Here is a 16,330-nt window from a genome sequence, read left to right on the forward strand (position 1 = left end):
TCAAAACCGCTCCAGCTTCGTTCGCACTTTCTCCAGGAACGCCGCCCTCGTCTTTGGAGTCGACGCGTCCATCAGGTAGTGCGCCAGAAAGAACGTCCTGCAGCGGGTAGCGCAGAGCGCCCGCATGCCGCGCAGGATCGTCTTGCGTCCTGGCTGGCCGACGACGACGCTCCACCAGGTCGGTGCGCCGCAGGTCGTGATCACCCCGATCCTCGTCACATGCCTCATCAGCGACTGGATCCGTCCCTTGCCGGCCGGCAGTCGGAAGGCGACGTCGGTCGCCCAGACCCGGTCTAGCCAGCCCTTCAGCATCGCCGGCAACCCGTACCACCATGTCGGATAGATGAAGAGGATTGCCTGGGCCCAGTTGAGATTTTCGGTATGCGGCTTGAGCGCCGGATCCTGCGGGGCGTGCTCATTGTAGGAGCGTCGCTCGCCGCAGCCCATGACCGGATCGAAATTCTCCGCATAGAGGTCGAGCAGCCGCACCCCCCAGCCTCCCGCCTTCAGCACCTCGATGGCACTATCCCGGATCGCGGCGCAAAAGCTTTCGGGCACAGGATGGCAGTAAACCACCAGGACCCGCATCAGAAGGCATCCATGCTGGCGGCGACCTTCGCCATGAATCTCTTGCGCGTTTCATCGGTCGAAAAGTTCATTGAGTAATGCGCGAGATAGGACACCGAGGCACCTGGCTTGACCGTGGCGCGCAGCACACGCTTGACCAGCCTGCGCGGCGGGTCGCCCATCAACATGGCGTGGAACCGACTGCCGCCATAGGTTGTGACCGCCGCCAGCTTGCGGATGTTGTGCAGCGACGGCTGCACCTTGCCGTTGACCAGCTTGAACGACACGCCCGGCAGGAAGACGCGGTCGAAAAAGCCTTTCAGGATCGCCGGGTAGCCGAAGTTCCACACCGGAAACGACAGCACCAGCGCCTCTGCCCGCAGCAGGCGCTCGACATAGGGCGCTGCCGGATTCCCGGCGCCGCGCTCATCGTGATAACCGAGCCGCTCGGCCCGCGTCAGCCGCGGGTCGAAATCCTCGGCATAGAGGTCGCAGTCGTCGACGGCGTGGCCGGCGGCCGTCAGCCGCTCGACGATCACCTTGTGCAAACCGGCATTGAAGCTGGTCTCGACCGGATGGGCGTAGAGAACGAGGATGTTCATCACCCCGCCTTCTGCAACCCCTTGAACAGGAACGACTTGCCCGAGCGATATTCGTAGTCCGGGTTTTCCCAGGCGATCATCTTGCCCGGATTGAGCAACCCTTGCGGATCGGTCTCGCGCTTGAAGGCGAGCTGCACCTCGTCCGTCTGCTTCATACCGCCCTCCTCCAGCGTGTAGCGGTGCGGGTTGAAGACCCAGCAGCCATTGTCTTCATGGATGCGGATGATCTCGTCGAGCCGCTCCGCCGTTGTGAAGCGCACCAGCGGCAGTCCGGCGACGCCGATCGCGCCGTCGAAGCGGATGAATTCGAGATGTGTCGGCACTTCGTCGCCAAAGCGGTCGATCATCGCCTTGATGTGAGCGAGATGATCCGGCGACGGATAGCGAGTCTGCAGATAGGTAATCGTCGGGTCGACCCTGATGGCGCGCAGCGTCGTATGGTTCCAGGTCAGCTCATAGGCCGGCGGCAGGCCCTTGAGATCGGCCTCCTTGTCGGCGCGGAAGACGATCTCGCCCTTGCTGCGCGCCCTGAGAGCGACAAAGGCGTCCATCGCATGCGGCGCGATCATGCAGACGACGATGCTTTGCTCGCGCCGGAAGAATTTCTGGTGCCGCTTGAAATAGTCGTAGGGGATCGGAGCGGCGATCGGCGTGATCAGCTTCGCCAGAATGCCATCCTGGATGGCGAGATCGTTGCCGAAGCCGGCTGCATCCATGAAATCGTCGAAGCCGACGATGACATCGATCCAGTCATAAGCAGCGGTCAGCGGCATCTCGACTTCGGTGATGATGCCGTTGGTGCCGTAGGCATGCATCACCTTCAGCACCTCCTCGCCGCTAAGGTCCATTATGCGAGGCTCCGCCTCCATCGTCACGGTCCTGAGCCGGATGACATTGCCGAGGTCGCGCAGCCCGCCCCAGCGGATCGAGCCGACGCCACCCGAACCGCCGGCGACAAAGCCGCCTATACTCGCCGTGTTGTAGGTCGATGGCGACATCCGGAGCTCCTGCCCGGAATGCGCGCGCGTCGCCCTGTCGATGTCGGCGAGGACGGCACCTGGACCGGTCACGACACGGCCGGGCGCGATCGTCTTAACTGCGTTCATCTCGGCGAGATTGAGCACGACGCCGCCGGACAAAGGCATCGCCTGCCCGTAATTGCCGGTGCCGCTGCCGCGCGGCGTCACCGGAACGCCATGCCGGTGGCAAGCGGCAAGCACACGGATCACCTCGTCTTCCGTCTTCGGCGTCACGATCATGTCGCCGGTGACATGGTCGAGTTGCTGCTTCAGCACCGGACTGTACCAGTAGAAGTCGCGGCTTTTCTGCTGGACGATCGCCGGATGGTCATCGATCTTCAGGCCGTCGAGATCGCGTTTCAGCGCAGCCAGGTCCATCATCCCACCATCAGATCATCGAGTTCGGCATAGTCGGGCAAGTGGCACTCGATGGCGCGACCCTCGCGCACCACGATGCGATCCGATTCGGGCCGCGACAGCAATTCCGTCCAGCTCCGTCCCCTAAAGACGACGAAGTCAGCAGCACCGCCGGCGGCGAGCGTGCCGAAGCCATCGAGCCGCATCACCTGGGCTGGTGTCGAAGTCACCGCTTGCGGCCAGTCGCCGACCGGATGATCGAAATGCAGGATGCGCGTCGCCATGCGATAGACCTCCAGCATATCGAGATCGCCATAGGCGTAGAACGGGTCTCGGGTGTTGTCGGAGGCGACGGCCACAGGAATGCCGCGCGCCTTCATCTCGTGCAGCAGCGTCACCCCACGCCAGCGCGGCGTGGTCTTGTCGCCGCGCCGGTCCTGCAGATAGAGATTGCACATCGGCAGCGACACCACGGCGAGCCCCGCCTTCGCCACCTTGTCCAGCGTGTCGAGCACGTCGAGATCGGGCTGGCGTGCCAGCGAGCAGCAATGGCCGACAAGGATGTTTCCCTCAAAACCGTTCCACAGGGCCGCCTCGGCGACCTTCTTCAGCGAGATCGCCGAGATGTCGTCGGTCTCGTCGGCGTGGAAATCGAGGTCGAGGCCATGCTTGATCGCCTGCGCGAACACCTGGTCGAGAAGCTCTTCCAGGTCCGGCAGCATATAGGTAACGACGCCGAGCACACCCTTGGCCGCAGCGACACGTTTTGCCAGCCTTTCGAACCATTTCTTGTCGCGCACACCTTCGATGCCGAGCAGGCAGGCCGCCTGCAGTTCGATGCGGCCGCGCCATTTCTCCCGTATCGTCTCGAACACCGGCCAGGAGATCTCCTCCTGCGGCGCGACGCTATCGAGATGGGTGCGCAGTGCCCTGGTGCCGTGCGCGTAGGCGCAGCGCAGCGAAAAATCCATGCGGCGGGCGACGTCGTCAGCGCTCCAGCGGGCGACACGGTCGGCGCCGGTTGCGTTCAGCGCGCCCATGAACGTGCCGTCCGGATTGGGTTTTCGAGGCCAGATATGGCCCTTGTCGATGTGCGTGTGGCAGTCGACGAAGCACGGCATAACGATGCGTCCGCCGAGGTCGACGGCCTCTGCGGGTGTATTGGACTGGCGATGCGCGATAATGCTGGAAATCCTGCCGTCGGCGACGGCGATGTCGGCGAGCGCAAACCCATCGCTGTCATAGGCAGCGGAGAGTCCCGGCGTCAGGGACGCATGAAGCCGGGCGTTGGTGAGATGATAAGGACCAGAGGCCGGTATCTCCAACATTTCATCGCTCCTGCTTCAGCGCGCTCTCGTGCCAGCGCCGCAGGATCAGATGCGAGATCAGTGACAGCACCAGGAAGATCAGAATGCCGGTGAACGAGATCAGGATCAGCGCCGCGAACAGCCGCGGTGCGTTGAGCCGGTAGCCGGCCTCGATGATGCGCGAGGCAAGCCCCGACGACTGCCCCTGGGCCCCAGCGACGAATTCCGCCACCACCGCGCCAATCAGTGACAGACCGCCGGCTATCTTCAACCCGCCGAGGAAATAGGGCATCGCCGCCGGCAGGCGCAGATAGCGCAATTGCTGCCAGCGGGTCGCGCCGTTGAGCTTGAACATGTCGCGCAGATTGCGGTCGACGGAATTGAGGCCGAGCGTCGTGTTGGACAGGATCGGAAAGAAGGCGACGATCCAGGCACACAGCAGAAGCTTCGTCGTCTGGTTGTCGACATAGATGTTGATCAGAGGGAAGATCGCGACGATCGGCGTCACCTGCAGCACGATGGCGAAGGGGAAGAACGACATCTCCACCCATTTCGATTGCGCGAACAGCACCGCTAGCCCGACACCGCCGATGACGGCCAGAAGCAGGCTGAGGAAGGTGATCTTGAGCGTCACCAGCAGCGAGGAGAACAGCAGCCCGGCATCGTCGAACAGCGTTTGCAGCACCACACCGGGGCGCGGCAGGATATATTTCGGGATGTCGTTCCAGACGCAGATGCGGTCCCACAGCCAGATGGCCAGAATCATGATCGCCAGCGGCAGCAGCCATCGGCCGATTCGCTCGAGCCGCTGCTGGCGCACGCGACGCGCCTCCTCGGGATCGAGCCTCAGCACGTGTTCTTCAATGGCCGTCATGATGCGGTCCGGAAGTTGAGTTGATGGCGCCGATCAGCACATCGGACGCCTGGCGGCAGAACGCGGCATAGGCTGGCGAAGTGCGGAAGGCTTCATTGCGCGGATAGGGCGCATCGATGGCGAGTTCTTTGAACACCCGGCCCGGCCGCGCCGCCATGACGACGACGCGGTTGGAGAGGAAAACGCTTTCGAAGACGCTGTGGGTGACGAAGACGACGGTAAAACGCTCGTCCTGCCACAGTTCCAGAAGATCATTGTTGAGCTTGAACCGGGTGATCTCGTCCAATGCCGCGAACGGCTCGTCCATCAGCAGAATACGCGGCTTGGTCACCATGGCACGGGCGATCGAGACGCGCATCTTCATGCCGCCGGACAGCTCGCGCGGCACGGCATTCTCGAAGCCGGTCAGGTGGACCCGCGCCAGCATCTCCATCACGACAGGCGCAGCCTTGGCCCGCGACACGCCCTTCAGCCGCAGCGGCAGCCAGACATTGTCGAAGACATCGGCCCAGGGCAGCAGCGTCGGCTCCTGGAAGACGAAGCCGATATTCGAGCGGTCGACAGAGCTGCTGCCGCGCCAGTCGAGCAGGCCGGAGGTCGGCGTTGCAAGACCCGCAATGAGGCGCAAGGCCGTCGACTTGCCGCAGCCGGACGGGCCGAGAAGGCTGAGAAAGTCGCCTTCCCGGATCGTCAGGTCGACGGCGCTGAGCGCTGTCACGCCATTGGAAAAGACCTTGCCGACGCCGCGCAGCGCGAGCAGCATCGGACCCTTGCCCGATGCGCTCGCCGGCGCTTGCGCCACTTTTTCCTGCATCATGCCTGGGCGCTATTTCTTCAGCTCGATCCCGACGCCCTTGTTGACGAAGGCCAGCGTGTAGGACTTTTTGATGTCGACGCCGGCCGGCACGACCTTGGCCTTGACCATCTTGTCGTAGAAACTCTGGATGCGCGCGTCAGTCATCGCGCCGATACCGAGTTTTTCGGTGTCGCCGGAATCGACGATGCCGAATTTCTTCATCTGCTCGATCGAAAACGCGATCTGCTCGTCGCTGATGTCGGGGTTGTCCTTCTTGATCGCCGCATTGGCGGCAGCGTTGTCGCCGTAGAGATAATTGTACCAGCCCTTGGCCGAGCCATCGACGAAGCACTGAACCACTTCCGGCCGCTTGTCGATCGTGGCCTGCATGGTCTCGATCGTCGTCGCATAGGTGTCGAAGCCGTAGTCGGCGAGCAGGAACAAATTGGGCTGGAAGCCGCCTTCCTTGGCGACGGCATAGGGCTCTGAGGTCACGTAGCCTTGCTGGATCGATTTTGGATTGGCGATGAAAGGTGCGGGGTTGAAGGTGTAGGGCACGCGCTTGGCCGGATCGAAGCCGAATTCCGTTACCATCCATTGGAAGAAGCTCTGTGCACCTTCGTCAGCGATGATGTACTGGTCCGCGTTCTTCAAATCTTCCCATCTGTCGAGCCCTTGACCCGGATGGGCCATGATCACCTGCGGCTCTTTCTGGAAGGAGGCGGCGACCACGCGCAGCGGAATCTCCTGCTGAACGGCGTCGAAGGCCTGCAGCATGTTGCCGCCCATGTAGAAGTCGATCTTGCCGGCGAGCAGCAGCGGCCGACCGCTGACCTGCGGGCCACCTTGCATGATCGTTACGTCGAGCCCGCAAGCGGCATAGGTGCCATCAGCGGCCGCCTGATAGTAGCCGCCGTGCTCGGCCTGGGCGAGCCAGTTGGTGCCGAAGGTGACTTTTTCATTTGCTGCCGCGCTCAGCGTGCTTGCGGCAAGCAGCACGATCGCGCCCACCGAAATCTTAAGTTTTCCGTCCATCCACACCACCCTCTGTTGGCTCCGGCGCGCCACGCGCCGGACGCGACACCATCGATTCAAGAAGCAAGACACATGCCATCGCCGCGGCCGCCCGCCTGCGCAACAGTCGTGCGCGGAGGCCGGACGGGTCATGCTGTAACGAAGGCATCGTGCCTATTTTTTGAACGCCTGTCCACAATCGCCCTGATAACATGCACCGCATCTTGAAGGCTCGCCCAATCCGGCCTTACGCTGGCGGCAGACTGGGGATTTTCATGTTCAAATTCCTGACGCCGAAGTCGATCAAGCCGCCCTTCGCCCGCTACAGCCATGGCGTCGAGGTGCCTCCCGGCAAGAGGCTGGTGCTGTGTTCGGGCCAGGTCGCCATCACTGCGGACGATCGGATCCCGGAAGATGCCGGCGCACAGGCCGAACTTTGTTTTCGGAACATCGCCGCGATTCTCGGCGACGCCGGGCTTGGACTCACCGACATCGTCCGCATCAACGCCTATGTCACCGACCGCGCCTTCCTGCGGCCCTATATGGACGTCCGCGACCGCCTGTTCGCCAGCCCAGCACCCGCCTCGACATTGATGATTGTGTCCGGTTTCGCGCGGCCGGAATTCAAGGTCGAGATCGAGGTCATCGCGGCAGGGTGAGGAGCGCTCGCCGCAGGCTGAGAATCGACAGGCCAGCGATCTCAAGTTACACGACAAAGGCTGGTGCTGCCCCTCATCCGCCTGCCGGCACCTTCTCCCCGTATAGTGACGGGAAGAAGGGCTGGCCGCAACGCTGGCAATCCCCTCTCCCGGTCCTTCACGGGGAGAGGGAAAGGGTGAGGGCAGCGCAGACGCGCATTCAGTCTCTTCGAGGTTCAAAATGGCCGGAACAAAAAGACGCGTGTGGTGGGGCGACTACCGGACCACCGAATACGCCGCCATCGATCCGGAGGCGACGATCGCTGTCCTGCCGGTGGCGGCGATCGAACAGCACGGGCCGCATCTGCCGGTGTCGACCGACACCTCGATTATGAACGGCATGCTCGAAACGGTGATCGCGCGCCTGCCCGGCGATCTCGACATCCGCATCCTGCCGGTCCAGGCAGTGGGAAAATCGAACGAGCACCTGCATGCGCCGGGAACCCTCACTTTGCCGGCGGCGACCTTGATCGAGGCGTGGACCGAGCTTGGCCTGTCGATCGCGCGCGCCGGCGTCAAGAAACTGATCGTCGTCAACTCGCATGGCGGCAACGAGGAGATCATGGGCATCATCACCCGCGAATTGCGCGTGCGGGCAAAGATGCTGGCGGTGAAGACAAGCTGGCAGCGCTTTGGCCGGCCGGCCGGCATGTATACGGAGCTTGAGGACCGCCAAGGCATCCATGGCGGTGATGTCGAGACCTCGCTGATGCTGCATTTCCGGCCGGATCTGGTCGACATGACAAAGGCCGACAATTTCGTGTCCAACGTCGCCCGCGCTGAAAAGGAATTTTCGCTGCTGCGCCACACCGGAACGCACGCCTTCGCCTGGATCGCCACCGATCTCAACCCGAACGGCGTGGTCGGCGATGCCAGCATTGCAACGGCCGAAAAGGGCAGGCTTACCGCCAACCATCAGGCTGACGGTTTCATCAGCCTGTTGAAGGATGTGCGCAAGGCGAAGCTTGCCGACTGGCTGGCGTAGGAAGCTCTCCGCTAGCGCCGCGCCGCCCCTCACCTGCCTGCCGGCATCCTCTCCCCGTAAACGGGGCGAGGGACGCTGTCATCGACGGTTTCGCCAATCGCCAGCGTTGACGAAAGGCGCCAGCGTTGCTGCCAGCCCCTTCTCCCCGTCACTATACGGGGAGAAGATGCCGGCAGGCAGATGAGGGGCAGCGCCGACGTCGCCAATACCTGCAGCGATCGCAGCACGATTAGGACTCGGTTGCTTGGTGGCTTGATGGCTCAAACAACTGTCCTCAAGACTAGGAATCAAGCGTCGATCTTCAACGCAAAAGGCGTGCACTCGAAGGCCTCGGCGCCGCGCCCGATCGCCTCGATTGCGCGGATCATGCGGCCGTTGCGCTCGAGCAGCGCGTCGGCAATTGCAATCAGCCGCGGATTGGGCGTCGCGGTGGGCGACAACGCACGCAGCGTCTCGGCCAATTCGACCTCGCAGCGCTTTGGCGCCAATGCTGCTGCGATGATATAGGCCGAGGCGGTCGACCGGCTGATGCCGGCATAGCAATGCACGACCATCGGCCTTGCACGATCCCATCGGCGCGCGAAATCGAGCAGGTTGCGGACATGCGCCTCGCCCGGCATGGTCATGCCCTCTTGCGCCACGGCAATGTCGTGCATGACCAGATGCAGATGGTTTTCCCGAGCGATCGAGGCCGGGCGCGTCACCTCGGAACCGGCGGCCAGCAGGGAAAGCAGCCGCTCGGCGCCGGTCTTCGCGACGGTTTCCTCGACTTTTGACAGCGAACAGACATGGATCATTGCTTGATCTCCCTAATGCATGTCGCGCAAAAGTGCGCAGCGGTTTTGCGATAACGACATGCATAAAAACAAGAACTTAAAGCGTCGCATGAGTCCGTTCAAATGCGACGCGCTTTAGGCGCCATCGTCCCGTTGTTGCGCCCAGTCGGCAAGAGCCAATTCGAGTCGCTGCCATTCCTCGTCCCCGCCCGGCAGCCCGGCGCGCAGCACATGCGGCCGGTCGGAGAAATGGCGGAGCAGGATGCCGCGCTCGCCAAGCACCGAAAACAAACCGGCGGCGTCCGCCAGCCTGATATAGCGGAACAGCGTGGTGCCGCCGGCAACAGCAACGCCGAAGCGGCCGAACAGCGCATCGACCCGCGCGGCATCCTCGGCCAGACGGCGCCGCATCTCGACCTGCCAATCCACGTCGGCAAGCGCGCGGATGCCATATTCGAGCGCCGGTCCGGGAACAGCCCACGGTCCGAATTGCGCCTCCAGCCGTTCGACTGTCAGCGCGTCGGCCAGTGCAAAGCCAAGCCGCAGGCCGGCGAGGCCAAAGAACTTGCCGAAGGAGCGCAGCACGACCATGCTGCCTCGCTCGACATCGCCGGCCAGGCTTTCCGCGCGCGGGCCGACATCCATGAAGGCCTCGTCGACGACCAGCACTCCGCCTTTGGCGCGCAATCTTCCGGCAAGCCCAAGCAGCTTCTTGCGTTCGATGACGCGCCCGTCCGGATTGTTGGGGTTGACGACGATGGCGAGGTCGGCTCCTGCCAGGGCCTCGAAATCGTCGACCTCCATCACCGCATGACCGACGATCGCCGCTGCCCGCTGATGTTCGGCATAAGTCGGTCCGAGCACCAGCGCCTTGCCGGGGCTCGCCAGCGAGGCGACGCGCGGCAACAGGATCTGCGTGCCCGGTGCCGCCACCACATTCGCTGCCGATGGCGCGCCATAGGCGCTTGCCGCGACGTTGGCCAACTCACGGGCGCGCGAAGCCTCCGGCAATCTTGACAGAGCGGTGGCGGGCAGCTCGAAAAACGGGTAGGAGTGCGGATTGATACCGGTCGAGAGGTCGACGAAGGGCTGCGGCGCATTGGGAAAAAGCGCCAACGCCCGGCCAAGGCTTCCGCCGTGATCCAACACTGCCGCCGCTCCATCAAGAGACTTCATGTCGATCCTGATCGCTTTCCTGTCACTGGTTGTTGAATTCGCTGTCGGCTACCCGGGCTGGCTGCTTGGCGCCATCGGCCATCCCGTCACCTGGTTCGGTAGGCTGATATCCTTTCTCGACTGCAGGCTCAACCGCGCCATTGATTCCGACGCCGTCCGTCGTCGGCGCGGCATTGATGCACTGCTGATCATCGTGCTGGTGCCGGCCACCATCGCTTTCGCGGTTGAAACCGTGCTATCGGGCATTCCAGCCGGACTGGTCCTCACGGCAATTCTGGCGACATCGCTGCTGTCGCAGAAGAGCCTGGCCGAGCATGTCGAGCAGGTGGCCGACGGACTCGACAATGGCGGGCTCGACATCGGCCGTGCTGCCGTTTCACGGATCGTCGGCCGCGATCCGAAAAGGCTCGACAGAGCGGGCGTCTGCCGCGCGGCGATCGAAAGCCTGGCCGAGAATTTTTCAGACGGCGTCGTCGCGCCCGTCTTCTGGATCGGCGTCGGCGGGCTGGCCGGCGGCGTCGCCTACAAGGCCGCCAATACGGCCGATTCGATGATCGGCCACCGCACGCCGCGCCACGAGGCCTTCGGCCAGGCGGCAGCGCGCTTCGACGATCTGATCAACCTGCCGGCGTCGCGGCTGACCGCGCTGCTCATCGTGCTGGCCGCCTTCTTCGTCAAAGACGCCGATGCCGGCAACGCCTGGCGCACAGTGCTGCGCGACGCGAAAAAACACCGCTCGCCCAACGCCGGCTGGCCTGAGGCCGCGATGGCCGGCGCGCTCGGGTTGGCGCTCGCCGGGCCGCGCTCCTATGACGGCGTCATGGTCGACGATGCGTTCATGGGCGAAGGCGGCCACCGCGATGCCGAGAGTGTCGACATCAGGCGGGCACTGAAACTCTACCGGGTAGCCGACTTTCTGCTGATCGCGCTGTTCGGCTTGCTGTCGGTGATTGTTATCGCTGCGTGACGCCCAGTCCAGACCTGCGCCGGTCGAAGATCGGCTAAAATAAAAAACCCGCCTCAGGGGCGGGTCGCTGGCGCAAATCAGCACCATGCAGAAATTACTAGCACAACTGCCGGCACAAAGCCAGAACAAAATAGCTGTGGCCGCCAAGGCAGAGGGGGTGTGCCGGAGCGCGGCTTCATTCCAGCTTGGGTTCCTCGCCCCACGAAAGTGGGGAGAGGTGGCTCGGCGAAGCCGAGACGGAGAGGGGAACCGCGCTCTACGAAGGCCCCTCGCCGCCGCCCCATAGCTTCTCTCCCCCCGCTTCGCGGTGGGCGAGGAACCCAGGTCTTGAGACCCCCTCTGCCCTGCCGGCCATCTCCCCGCAAGGAGGAGATCGGCCGCTTCGCCGGTGAAGCCTCCTTCGGAGTGTTCAAAACTCTATGCCTTGCTGCGCCTTAACGCCGGCGGAAAAGTGATGTTTGGTCACGCCCATCTCGGTGACCAGATCGGCGGCATCGACCAGAGCCGGCTTGGCGTTGCGGCCCGTGACGACGACATGCAGGTTTTCGCGCCGCCCTTTCAGCGCCGCCACCACTTTGTCGAGATCGAGATAGTCGTAGCGCAGCGCGATGTTCAACTCGTCGAGCACCACAAGGCTGATCGACGGGTCAGCCATCAGCTCCAGCGCCTTGGCCCAGGCAGCCTCGGCGGCGGCGATGTCGCGCTTTAGATCCTGCGTCTCCCAGGTGAAACCCTCGCCCATCGTGTGCCAGACGACACGGTCGCCGAAAGCTGCAAAAGCGTCCTTCTCGCCGGTGTGCCATTTGCCCTTGATGAACTGGACGACGCCGACGCGCCTGCCGTAGCCGAGCATCCTCAGCGCCAGCCCGAAGGCGGCAGTGGTCTTGCCCTTGCCGGGCCCGGTGTTGACGATCAGCAGCCCCTTCTCGACCGTCTTTGCCGCGACCTCTGCGTCCTGCACCGCCTTGCGCTTGGCCATCTTGGCGCGGTGGCGTTCCTCGTCCCTGTCGTCGATATCGGTCATCTCATTTCACCTTGAGCGGCAGTCCCGCCACCATCAGCAGCACGGTGCCGGCGACTGCCGCGACCTGCTGGTTGAGCCGGCCGGCGGCATCGCGAAACCGGCGGGCGAGCGCATTGTCGGGCACGATGCCCTGGCCAACTTCGTTGGAAACCACGAACCACGGCCCGCGCGGCCGCGACAGCACTTCCGCCAGCCCTCGGCATTCGGCCTCAACGTCATGTTCGGCCAGCATATGGTTGGTCAGCCACAGCGTCAGGCAGTCGATCAGGACGGGCCGGCCGTCAGGCAGCGCCTCGATCGCGCCGACGAGATCAAGCGGCGCGTCGACGGTCGTCCAGCCCTCGCCACGCCGCGACCGGTGCAGCGTGATACGCTCACGCATCTCGTCATCATAGGCTTGCGCCGTGGCGATGTAGGCCCACGGCGCCGGACAGGCCGTCACCAATCTTTCGGCATACGCGCTCTTGCCGGAGCGCGCACCGCCGATGACCAGGGTCAGCCTCCCGCCGGGAGCAACGGGATCAGGCAAAGCTGTCGCGCAGGCCGGTCGCGGTGCCGGTCAAGCGGCCGCGCACCGCGCCGACGACGGCGCCGAGCACCAGCCAGAACACCAGATTGGTCAGCGTCACCGCCACCACGAACTGGTGGTGCAGGCCTTCCGGGATCGGCGATTCGAAACTGTCGGGCTGCGGCGCGCCGACAATATGCGGCGCCACGATCAACGCCACGGCAAGCAGCGCCAGCGGCAGCGATTTGCGAAAGGCGAGCAGCCCGAGACCGGCCGCGGTCGCTATCACCGTCGCCGTCCACCAGATCTGGCGCTGGGTGAGATCGGCAGCCGGCATCATAGCCGGCAGTTCGGGCGGCAGGCCGAGGTTCGGAGCCAGCGTGAACACCGCAAAGCCGGCAAGGCCCCAGAACAGGCCCTGACGCCAATTGCCGATGCCGCCGGCGAACTCCGAAGCGGCGACCAGGATCAGCGCAAAGCCGATGCCGGTGACGACGTTGGCAACGACATTGAAGGCGAATCGTTCAAAACCGTCGGCCGGCGCCCAGCCTTCGTCTTCCGGGGCCGCAGCTTCGGCCGGCGCCGGTGCGGCGCTGCTCATGGCATTGGCGTCCGAGGCGTTCGCGGCGGGCGCCGCGGTATGGTCATGCGTGTGACCACCGCCGGCCTGCTCGTAGACTTCCGCCTTGAGAATGAGCGGCACGGTGGCGTAGGCCTGCATGCAGGCAAGAACGACGCCAGCCACAAGCCCTGCGATCGCCGCGATGAATACGACGTTGCGAAACAGTGTCATGATGTCGGCCCCTCGTCAGTGGCAGGGAAACGCCATCGAATGGCGATAGTCGTGGGCGGCATTGTGGACCGCATCGATATGCGAGAAGCCGACAAAGCCCATGACGAAAATGCCGAGAAATGCAGCAAGCGCCAGCTGCACGAAGCGCGACTGCGAGGAGATGGAAGCGCCGAGCGAGACGGAAGCGGTATTCATGTCTTGTCCTTTCGCCCTCCACCCGAGGGCATAGAAGTCAGTTCTCCTGTCGCCGGCAGGTCTCCTGGCTCGCGGGTCAGCGCCCTTCCCCACCTTCCCGAAGAAGCTCTTCCCGAAAGAAACTCTTCAGTGGCATATGGAGAGGACTACCGCACACAGTTGCGGGGGCAGCCACGGCATTGGGCAAAGAATCGCCCTTACCGCATTCCCTCTTGGTTCCAAACGGAACCGACGACGGGTGCGACTATAGGCAGAATCGCCGTGCCCGGCAAACCAAATTCCGCCAGCTACCAGCGCGAATGCACCGTCTCTGGAACCAGCCGGCCGGCGCCACGAGGCCGGAGTGCTGATGCCGAGGAATATGGCCCGCATCGCTTCTAATGGGTGCGTCAGCGGCATACGGCGCTTTCACCGACGCCCTGAGCATCAACGGGATTTGGCCCTGTCTTCTTTTGTCTGGGGCAACCATGATAGTCGTCTTGCAGTGCTGAATCAGATTGCGAGACCATGAGCATTTCTACGCCGACCGTTCAGGACCGATCCAAGCGCATCATCGCCATCGACGTCGCCCGCGGCGTCGCTTTGCTTGCCATGGCGAGTTACCATTTCACCTGGGATCTCGAATTCTTTGGCTACACCGATCCCGGCCTGACCGCCTTCGGCTGGTGGAAATTCTACGCGCGCTGCATCGCTTCGACCTTCCTGTTCCTGGTCGGCGTCAGCCTGTTCCTCGCCCATGGCAAACTGATCCGCTGGGACGGCTTCTGGAAACGCTTCGCCATGGTCGCCGGGGCGGCGCTCGCCATATCGGCTGCCACGAGGCTTGCCACGCCGGACAGTTTCATCTTTTTCGGTATCCTGCACGAGATCGCGCTCGCCAGCCTGCTCGGCCTGGCGTTCCTGCGGCTGCCGGCGCTGCTGACGCTGGTTATGGCAGCTTTCGTCATAACCGCGCCGCTCTACCTCAGGTCCGAGACCTTTGACCATCCGGCCCTGTGGTGGGTCGGCCTGTCGGCAACCAACCCGCGCTCCAACGATTATGTCCCGCTGTTTCCATGGTTCGGCGCTGTGCTTGCGGGTATCGCGACGGCAAAACTCGCCTCCGCCTCCGGCCTGCTGACGCGGTTGGCAGGCCTGACGCCCGGCCGCTGGACAAATCCGCTGGTCTTTATCGGCCGGCACAGCCTCGCCTTCTATCTGATCCACCAGCCTGTGCTGATCGGCTCGATCTGGCTTTTTTCGCAAGTCATGCCGGCACCGGTCGAGACCAGGCAGGTCACCTTCCTGAAAGAATGCCAGACTTCGTGCGAGCAATCACGCGACACGGACTTCTGCTCCAGCTATTGTGTGTGCATGCTCGATACGCTCGAGGGCGAGGCCACGCTTGATCGGCTCTACCGCAACGACCAAGCTGCGGAATGGAAGGCACATCTCGACGAGCTCGCCGGCGCCTGCACTGCCAAAGCCGACAGCACTTTGATGGAGGGAGGAGCACAATGACCGACCATCAACAGAAACCTGGGCAACAGAAACCGGGACAGCCGAAACCGGGGTTTATACCGTGGCCGCCGCTGATCTATGTCGCGGCCATCGCCGTCAGCATCGCGCTTGGCTTGCTCTATCCGCTGCCATGGATCGGCGGCCTTCTGGGCGACATCCTGTTCGCGGCCGGCTGGGTGGCATTGTTCGGCGTCGTCGCACTCTGGTTCACGGCGATCCGCACCATGATCCGGGCAAAGACGACGCTCCACCCAAACGCCGTGCCGGACCATCTGGTCACATCAGGCCCCTTCGCCGTCAGCCGCAACCCGATATATCTGGCCAACACGCTGCTGATGATCGGCGTCGCCCTTATCTCGGGGATCGTATGGTTCCTGCCGCTGGCGATCATCGCCGCCTTCGCAACGCAGAAGATGGCTATCGAGGGCGAGGAAAGAGTTCTGACGGCGAAATTCGGCAAGAAATACCGGGATTACGCGAAAAAGGTGCGGCGCTGGATTTGAGGCGTGCGGCAAGGTCTTTTTAAGAGTAGAATTATCGAAAAGGCCGGTCAGGTGTTGACGCCGAGTTCCACCAATCGCTCGACGCAGGATTCCTCGGCCTGGTCGAGTTCGGCCAAGGTCTCTTCGAGGTCGCGGCGCTTCTGGCGTAGATCCTCGCGCTTTTCCTCGATGCGCTTGATCATCAGGTTGAGCTGACCGACCTCCCCGGGCGGCTCCTTGTACATCTGGATGATTTCGCGGATTTCATTGATCGAGAATCCGAGCCTCTTGCCGCGCATGATCTGGCGGATGAGGTGCCGGTCCGACGGGCGAAACAGCCGCGTACGGCCGCGCCGTACCGGCTGCACCAGCCCCTCGTCCTCGTAGAAGCGCAGCGTCCGCGTCGAAACATCGAATTCGCGGGTCAGTTCGGTGATTGAATAATATTCCCGCATCGTCACTCCAAATGCCCGGAAAGCGGCGCGATCGCCCGCCACGCGGCGATGCCCTTCATTCACAAAAAGGGGCTCGTGCCGTGCCGGAATCGACGGGTAGCTCTCCGTCGAAACTTCGCACGCAACTTACGTAAAAGTCAATTGAAACGCCTTATCCGCAGGGCAACGAGTTCAGGTTAACGACGGCGTGTAATTTGTGGTCTGTCGCAGGTTAGCGTGATTCAAAGAGGCTTCC

Annotated in this window: 19 protein-coding genes and 1 riboswitch; of the genes, 5 read left to right on the forward strand and 14 right to left on the reverse strand. The window is 63.3% G+C overall.

Going from position 1 to position 16,330, the window contains the following annotated elements:
* From AC0L3N_RS21895 to AC0L3N_RS21925, 7 genes are read right to left on the reverse strand one after another with little or no spacing between them, the layout of a single operon-like run.
* A complete protein-coding gene (locus AC0L3N_RS21895; protein ID WP_473549478.1) occupies window positions 1-588 on the reverse strand; it encodes an NAD(P)H-dependent oxidoreductase in 588 nt (195 codons plus the stop codon).
* Window positions 588-1,169, reverse strand: a complete 582-nt coding sequence (locus AC0L3N_RS21900) for an NAD(P)H-dependent oxidoreductase (RefSeq protein WP_473549479.1) — start codon at window positions 1,167-1,169, stop codon at window positions 588-590. The genes AC0L3N_RS21895 and AC0L3N_RS21900 overlap by 1 nt, the downstream gene beginning before the upstream one ends.
* Window positions 1,169-2,566 carry an FAD-binding oxidoreductase gene (locus AC0L3N_RS21905; RefSeq protein WP_473549495.1) on the reverse strand — a complete coding sequence of 466 codons (1,398 nt, stop codon included), beginning with the start codon at window positions 2,564-2,566 and terminating at the stop codon, window positions 1,169-1,171. The genes AC0L3N_RS21900 and AC0L3N_RS21905 overlap by 1 nt, the downstream gene beginning before the upstream one ends.
* Window positions 2,566-3,873, reverse strand: a complete 1,308-nt coding sequence (locus tag AC0L3N_RS21910; protein WP_473549480.1) for a cytosine deaminase — start codon at window positions 3,871-3,873, stop codon at window positions 2,566-2,568. Before AC0L3N_RS21910 ends, AC0L3N_RS21905 begins: the two co-directional genes overlap by 1 nt.
* A gap of 1 nt (window position 3,874) precedes the next feature.
* A complete protein-coding gene (locus AC0L3N_RS21915) occupies window positions 3,875-4,726 on the reverse strand; it encodes an ABC transporter permease (RefSeq protein WP_473549481.1) in 852 nt (283 codons plus the stop codon).
* Window positions 4,713-5,543: an ABC transporter ATP-binding protein gene (locus AC0L3N_RS21920; RefSeq protein WP_473549482.1), complete on the reverse strand. Its 831-nt coding sequence runs from the start codon at window positions 5,541-5,543 to the stop codon at window positions 4,713-4,715. Before AC0L3N_RS21920 ends, AC0L3N_RS21915 begins: the two co-directional genes overlap by 14 nt.
* A 9-nt stretch (window positions 5,544-5,552) precedes the next feature.
* Window positions 5,553-6,557 (reverse strand): ABC transporter substrate-binding protein, encoded by a 1,005-nt coding sequence (locus AC0L3N_RS21925; RefSeq protein WP_473549483.1) that lies wholly within the window; start codon window positions 6,555-6,557, stop codon window positions 5,553-5,555.
* A 254-nt stretch (window positions 6,558-6,811) separates the two neighbouring features.
* Between AC0L3N_RS21925 and AC0L3N_RS21930 the strand changes: the two genes are divergently transcribed.
* Both AC0L3N_RS21930 and AC0L3N_RS21935 read left to right on the forward strand, forming a co-directional pair.
* Entirely contained in the window at window positions 6,812-7,195 is a 384-nt protein-coding gene (locus AC0L3N_RS21930) for a RidA family protein (protein WP_473549484.1), read from the forward strand.
* Window positions 7,196-7,415: 220 nt separating this feature from the next.
* Window positions 7,416-8,219 carry a creatininase family protein gene (locus tag AC0L3N_RS21935; protein WP_473549485.1) on the forward strand — a complete coding sequence of 268 codons (804 nt, stop codon included), beginning with the start codon at window positions 7,416-7,418 and terminating at the stop codon, window positions 8,217-8,219.
* A 287-nt stretch (window positions 8,220-8,506) separates the two neighbouring features.
* Here AC0L3N_RS21935 and AC0L3N_RS21940 read toward each other — a convergent pair whose 3' ends face one another.
* Entirely contained in the window at window positions 8,507-9,016 is a 510-nt protein-coding gene (locus AC0L3N_RS21940; protein ID WP_473549486.1) for a tyrosine phosphatase family protein, read from the reverse strand.
* Between the two features lie 114 nt (window positions 9,017-9,130).
* Complete coding sequence (gene cobD / locus AC0L3N_RS21945) at window positions 9,131-10,171, reverse strand: threonine-phosphate decarboxylase CobD (RefSeq protein ID WP_473549487.1); 1,041 nt, start codon at window positions 10,169-10,171, stop codon at window positions 9,131-9,133.
* Here cobD and cbiB point away from each other — a divergent pair.
* Entirely contained in the window at window positions 10,170-11,138 is a 969-nt protein-coding gene (cbiB, locus tag AC0L3N_RS21950; RefSeq protein WP_473549488.1) for an adenosylcobinamide-phosphate synthase CbiB, read from the forward strand. The two genes, cobD and cbiB, sit on opposite strands and share 2 nt — an antisense overlap.
* 409 nt (window positions 11,139-11,547) lie before the next feature.
* Here the strand turns inward: cbiB and cobO are convergent, their stop codons facing one another.
* Genes cobO through AC0L3N_RS21970 form a run of 4 tightly spaced genes read right to left on the reverse strand, consistent with a single transcriptional unit; the run spans window position 11,548 to window position 13,658 of the window.
* The gene (cobO, locus tag AC0L3N_RS21955; protein WP_473549489.1) at window positions 11,548-12,162 is read right to left on the reverse strand and encodes a cob(I)yrinic acid a,c-diamide adenosyltransferase; all 615 of its coding nucleotides are present in this window, start codon (window positions 12,160-12,162) and stop codon (window positions 11,548-11,550) included.
* A gap of 1 nt (window position 12,163) precedes the next feature.
* Window positions 12,164-12,661 (reverse strand): bifunctional adenosylcobinamide kinase/adenosylcobinamide-phosphate guanylyltransferase, encoded by a 498-nt coding sequence (cobU, locus tag AC0L3N_RS21960; RefSeq protein WP_473549496.1) that lies wholly within the window; start codon window positions 12,659-12,661, stop codon window positions 12,164-12,166.
* A gap of 22 nt (window positions 12,662-12,683) precedes the next feature.
* Window positions 12,684-13,463 carry a CbtA family protein gene (locus AC0L3N_RS21965; protein ID WP_473549490.1) on the reverse strand — a complete coding sequence of 260 codons (780 nt, stop codon included), beginning with the start codon at window positions 13,461-13,463 and terminating at the stop codon, window positions 12,684-12,686.
* 15 nt (window positions 13,464-13,478) lie between these two features.
* The gene (locus tag AC0L3N_RS21970) at window positions 13,479-13,658 is read right to left on the reverse strand and encodes a CbtB domain-containing protein (protein WP_473549491.1); all 180 of its coding nucleotides are present in this window, start codon (window positions 13,656-13,658) and stop codon (window positions 13,479-13,481) included.
* A gap of 37 nt (window positions 13,659-13,695) precedes the next feature.
* Window positions 13,696-13,906: riboswitch (cobalamin riboswitch) on the reverse strand.
* Between the two features lie 259 nt (window positions 13,907-14,165).
* On the opposite strand from AC0L3N_RS21970, the gene AC0L3N_RS21975 reads away from it, so the two are divergent.
* Window positions 14,166-15,158: an acetyltransferase domain-containing protein gene (locus AC0L3N_RS21975; protein ID WP_473549492.1), complete on the forward strand. Its 993-nt coding sequence runs from the start codon at window positions 14,166-14,168 to the stop codon at window positions 15,156-15,158.
* Window positions 15,155-15,661, forward strand: a complete 507-nt coding sequence (locus tag AC0L3N_RS21980) for a methyltransferase family protein (RefSeq protein WP_473526666.1) — start codon at window positions 15,155-15,157, stop codon at window positions 15,659-15,661. Before AC0L3N_RS21975 ends, AC0L3N_RS21980 begins: the two co-directional genes overlap by 4 nt.
* A gap of 47 nt (window positions 15,662-15,708) precedes the next feature.
* On the opposite strand, the gene AC0L3N_RS21985 is transcribed toward AC0L3N_RS21980, so the two are convergent.
* Complete coding sequence (locus AC0L3N_RS21985) at window positions 15,709-16,095, reverse strand: MerR family transcriptional regulator (RefSeq protein ID WP_023685221.1); 387 nt, start codon at window positions 16,093-16,095, stop codon at window positions 15,709-15,711.
* Window positions 16,096-16,330 lie beyond the last annotated feature (235 nt).

The sequence above is a fragment of the Mesorhizobium sp. WSM4807 genome (assembly GCF_055811615.1).

Bases quoted from the DNA above. Each gene is read 5' to 3' on its own strand.
- AC0L3N_RS21895 (WP_473549478.1), bottom strand. From the start codon at position 588: ATGCGGGTCCTGGTGGTTTACTGCCATCCTGTGCCCGAAAGCTTTTGC.
- AC0L3N_RS21900 (WP_473549479.1), bottom strand. From the start codon at position 1,169: ATGAACATCCTCGTTCTCTACGCCCATCCGGTCGAGACCAGCTTCAAT.
- AC0L3N_RS21905 (WP_473549495.1), bottom strand. From the start codon at position 2,566: ATGGACCTGGCTGCGCTGAAACGCGATCTCGACGGCCTGAAGATCGAT.
- AC0L3N_RS21910 (WP_473549480.1), bottom strand. From the start codon at position 3,873: ATGTTGGAGATACCGGCCTCTGGTCCTTATCATCTCACCAACGCCCGG.
- AC0L3N_RS21915 (WP_473549481.1), bottom strand. From the start codon at position 4,726: ATGACGGCCATTGAAGAACACGTGCTGAGGCTCGATCCCGAGGAGGCG.
- AC0L3N_RS21920 (WP_473549482.1), bottom strand. From the start codon at position 5,543: ATGATGCAGGAAAAAGTGGCGCAAGCGCCGGCGAGCGCATCGGGCAAG.
- AC0L3N_RS21925 (WP_473549483.1), bottom strand. From the start codon at position 6,557: ATGGACGGAAAACTTAAGATTTCGGTGGGCGCGATCGTGCTGCTTGCC.
- AC0L3N_RS21930 (WP_473549484.1), top strand. From the start codon at position 6,812: ATGTTCAAATTCCTGACGCCGAAGTCGATCAAGCCGCCCTTCGCCCGC.
- AC0L3N_RS21935 (WP_473549485.1), top strand. From the start codon at position 7,416: ATGGCCGGAACAAAAAGACGCGTGTGGTGGGGCGACTACCGGACCACC.
- AC0L3N_RS21940 (WP_473549486.1), bottom strand. From the start codon at position 9,016: ATGATCCATGTCTGTTCGCTGTCAAAAGTCGAGGAAACCGTCGCGAAG.
- cbiB (WP_473549488.1), top strand. From the start codon at position 10,170: ATGTCGATCCTGATCGCTTTCCTGTCACTGGTTGTTGAATTCGCTGTC.
- cobD (WP_473549487.1), bottom strand. From the start codon at position 10,171: ATGAAGTCTCTTGATGGAGCGGCGGCAGTGTTGGATCACGGCGGAAGC.
- cobO (WP_473549489.1), bottom strand. From the start codon at position 12,162: ATGACCGATATCGACGACAGGGACGAGGAACGCCACCGCGCCAAGATG.
- AC0L3N_RS21965 (WP_473549490.1), bottom strand. From the start codon at position 13,463: ATGACACTGTTTCGCAACGTCGTATTCATCGCGGCGATCGCAGGGCTT.
- AC0L3N_RS21970 (WP_473549491.1), bottom strand. From the start codon at position 13,658: ATGAATACCGCTTCCGTCTCGCTCGGCGCTTCCATCTCCTCGCAGTCG.
- AC0L3N_RS21975 (WP_473549492.1), top strand. From the start codon at position 14,166: ATGAGCATTTCTACGCCGACCGTTCAGGACCGATCCAAGCGCATCATC.
- AC0L3N_RS21980 (WP_473526666.1), top strand. From the start codon at position 15,155: ATGACCGACCATCAACAGAAACCTGGGCAACAGAAACCGGGACAGCCG.
- AC0L3N_RS21985 (WP_023685221.1), bottom strand. From the start codon at position 16,095: ATGCGGGAATATTATTCAATCACCGAACTGACCCGCGAATTCGATGTT.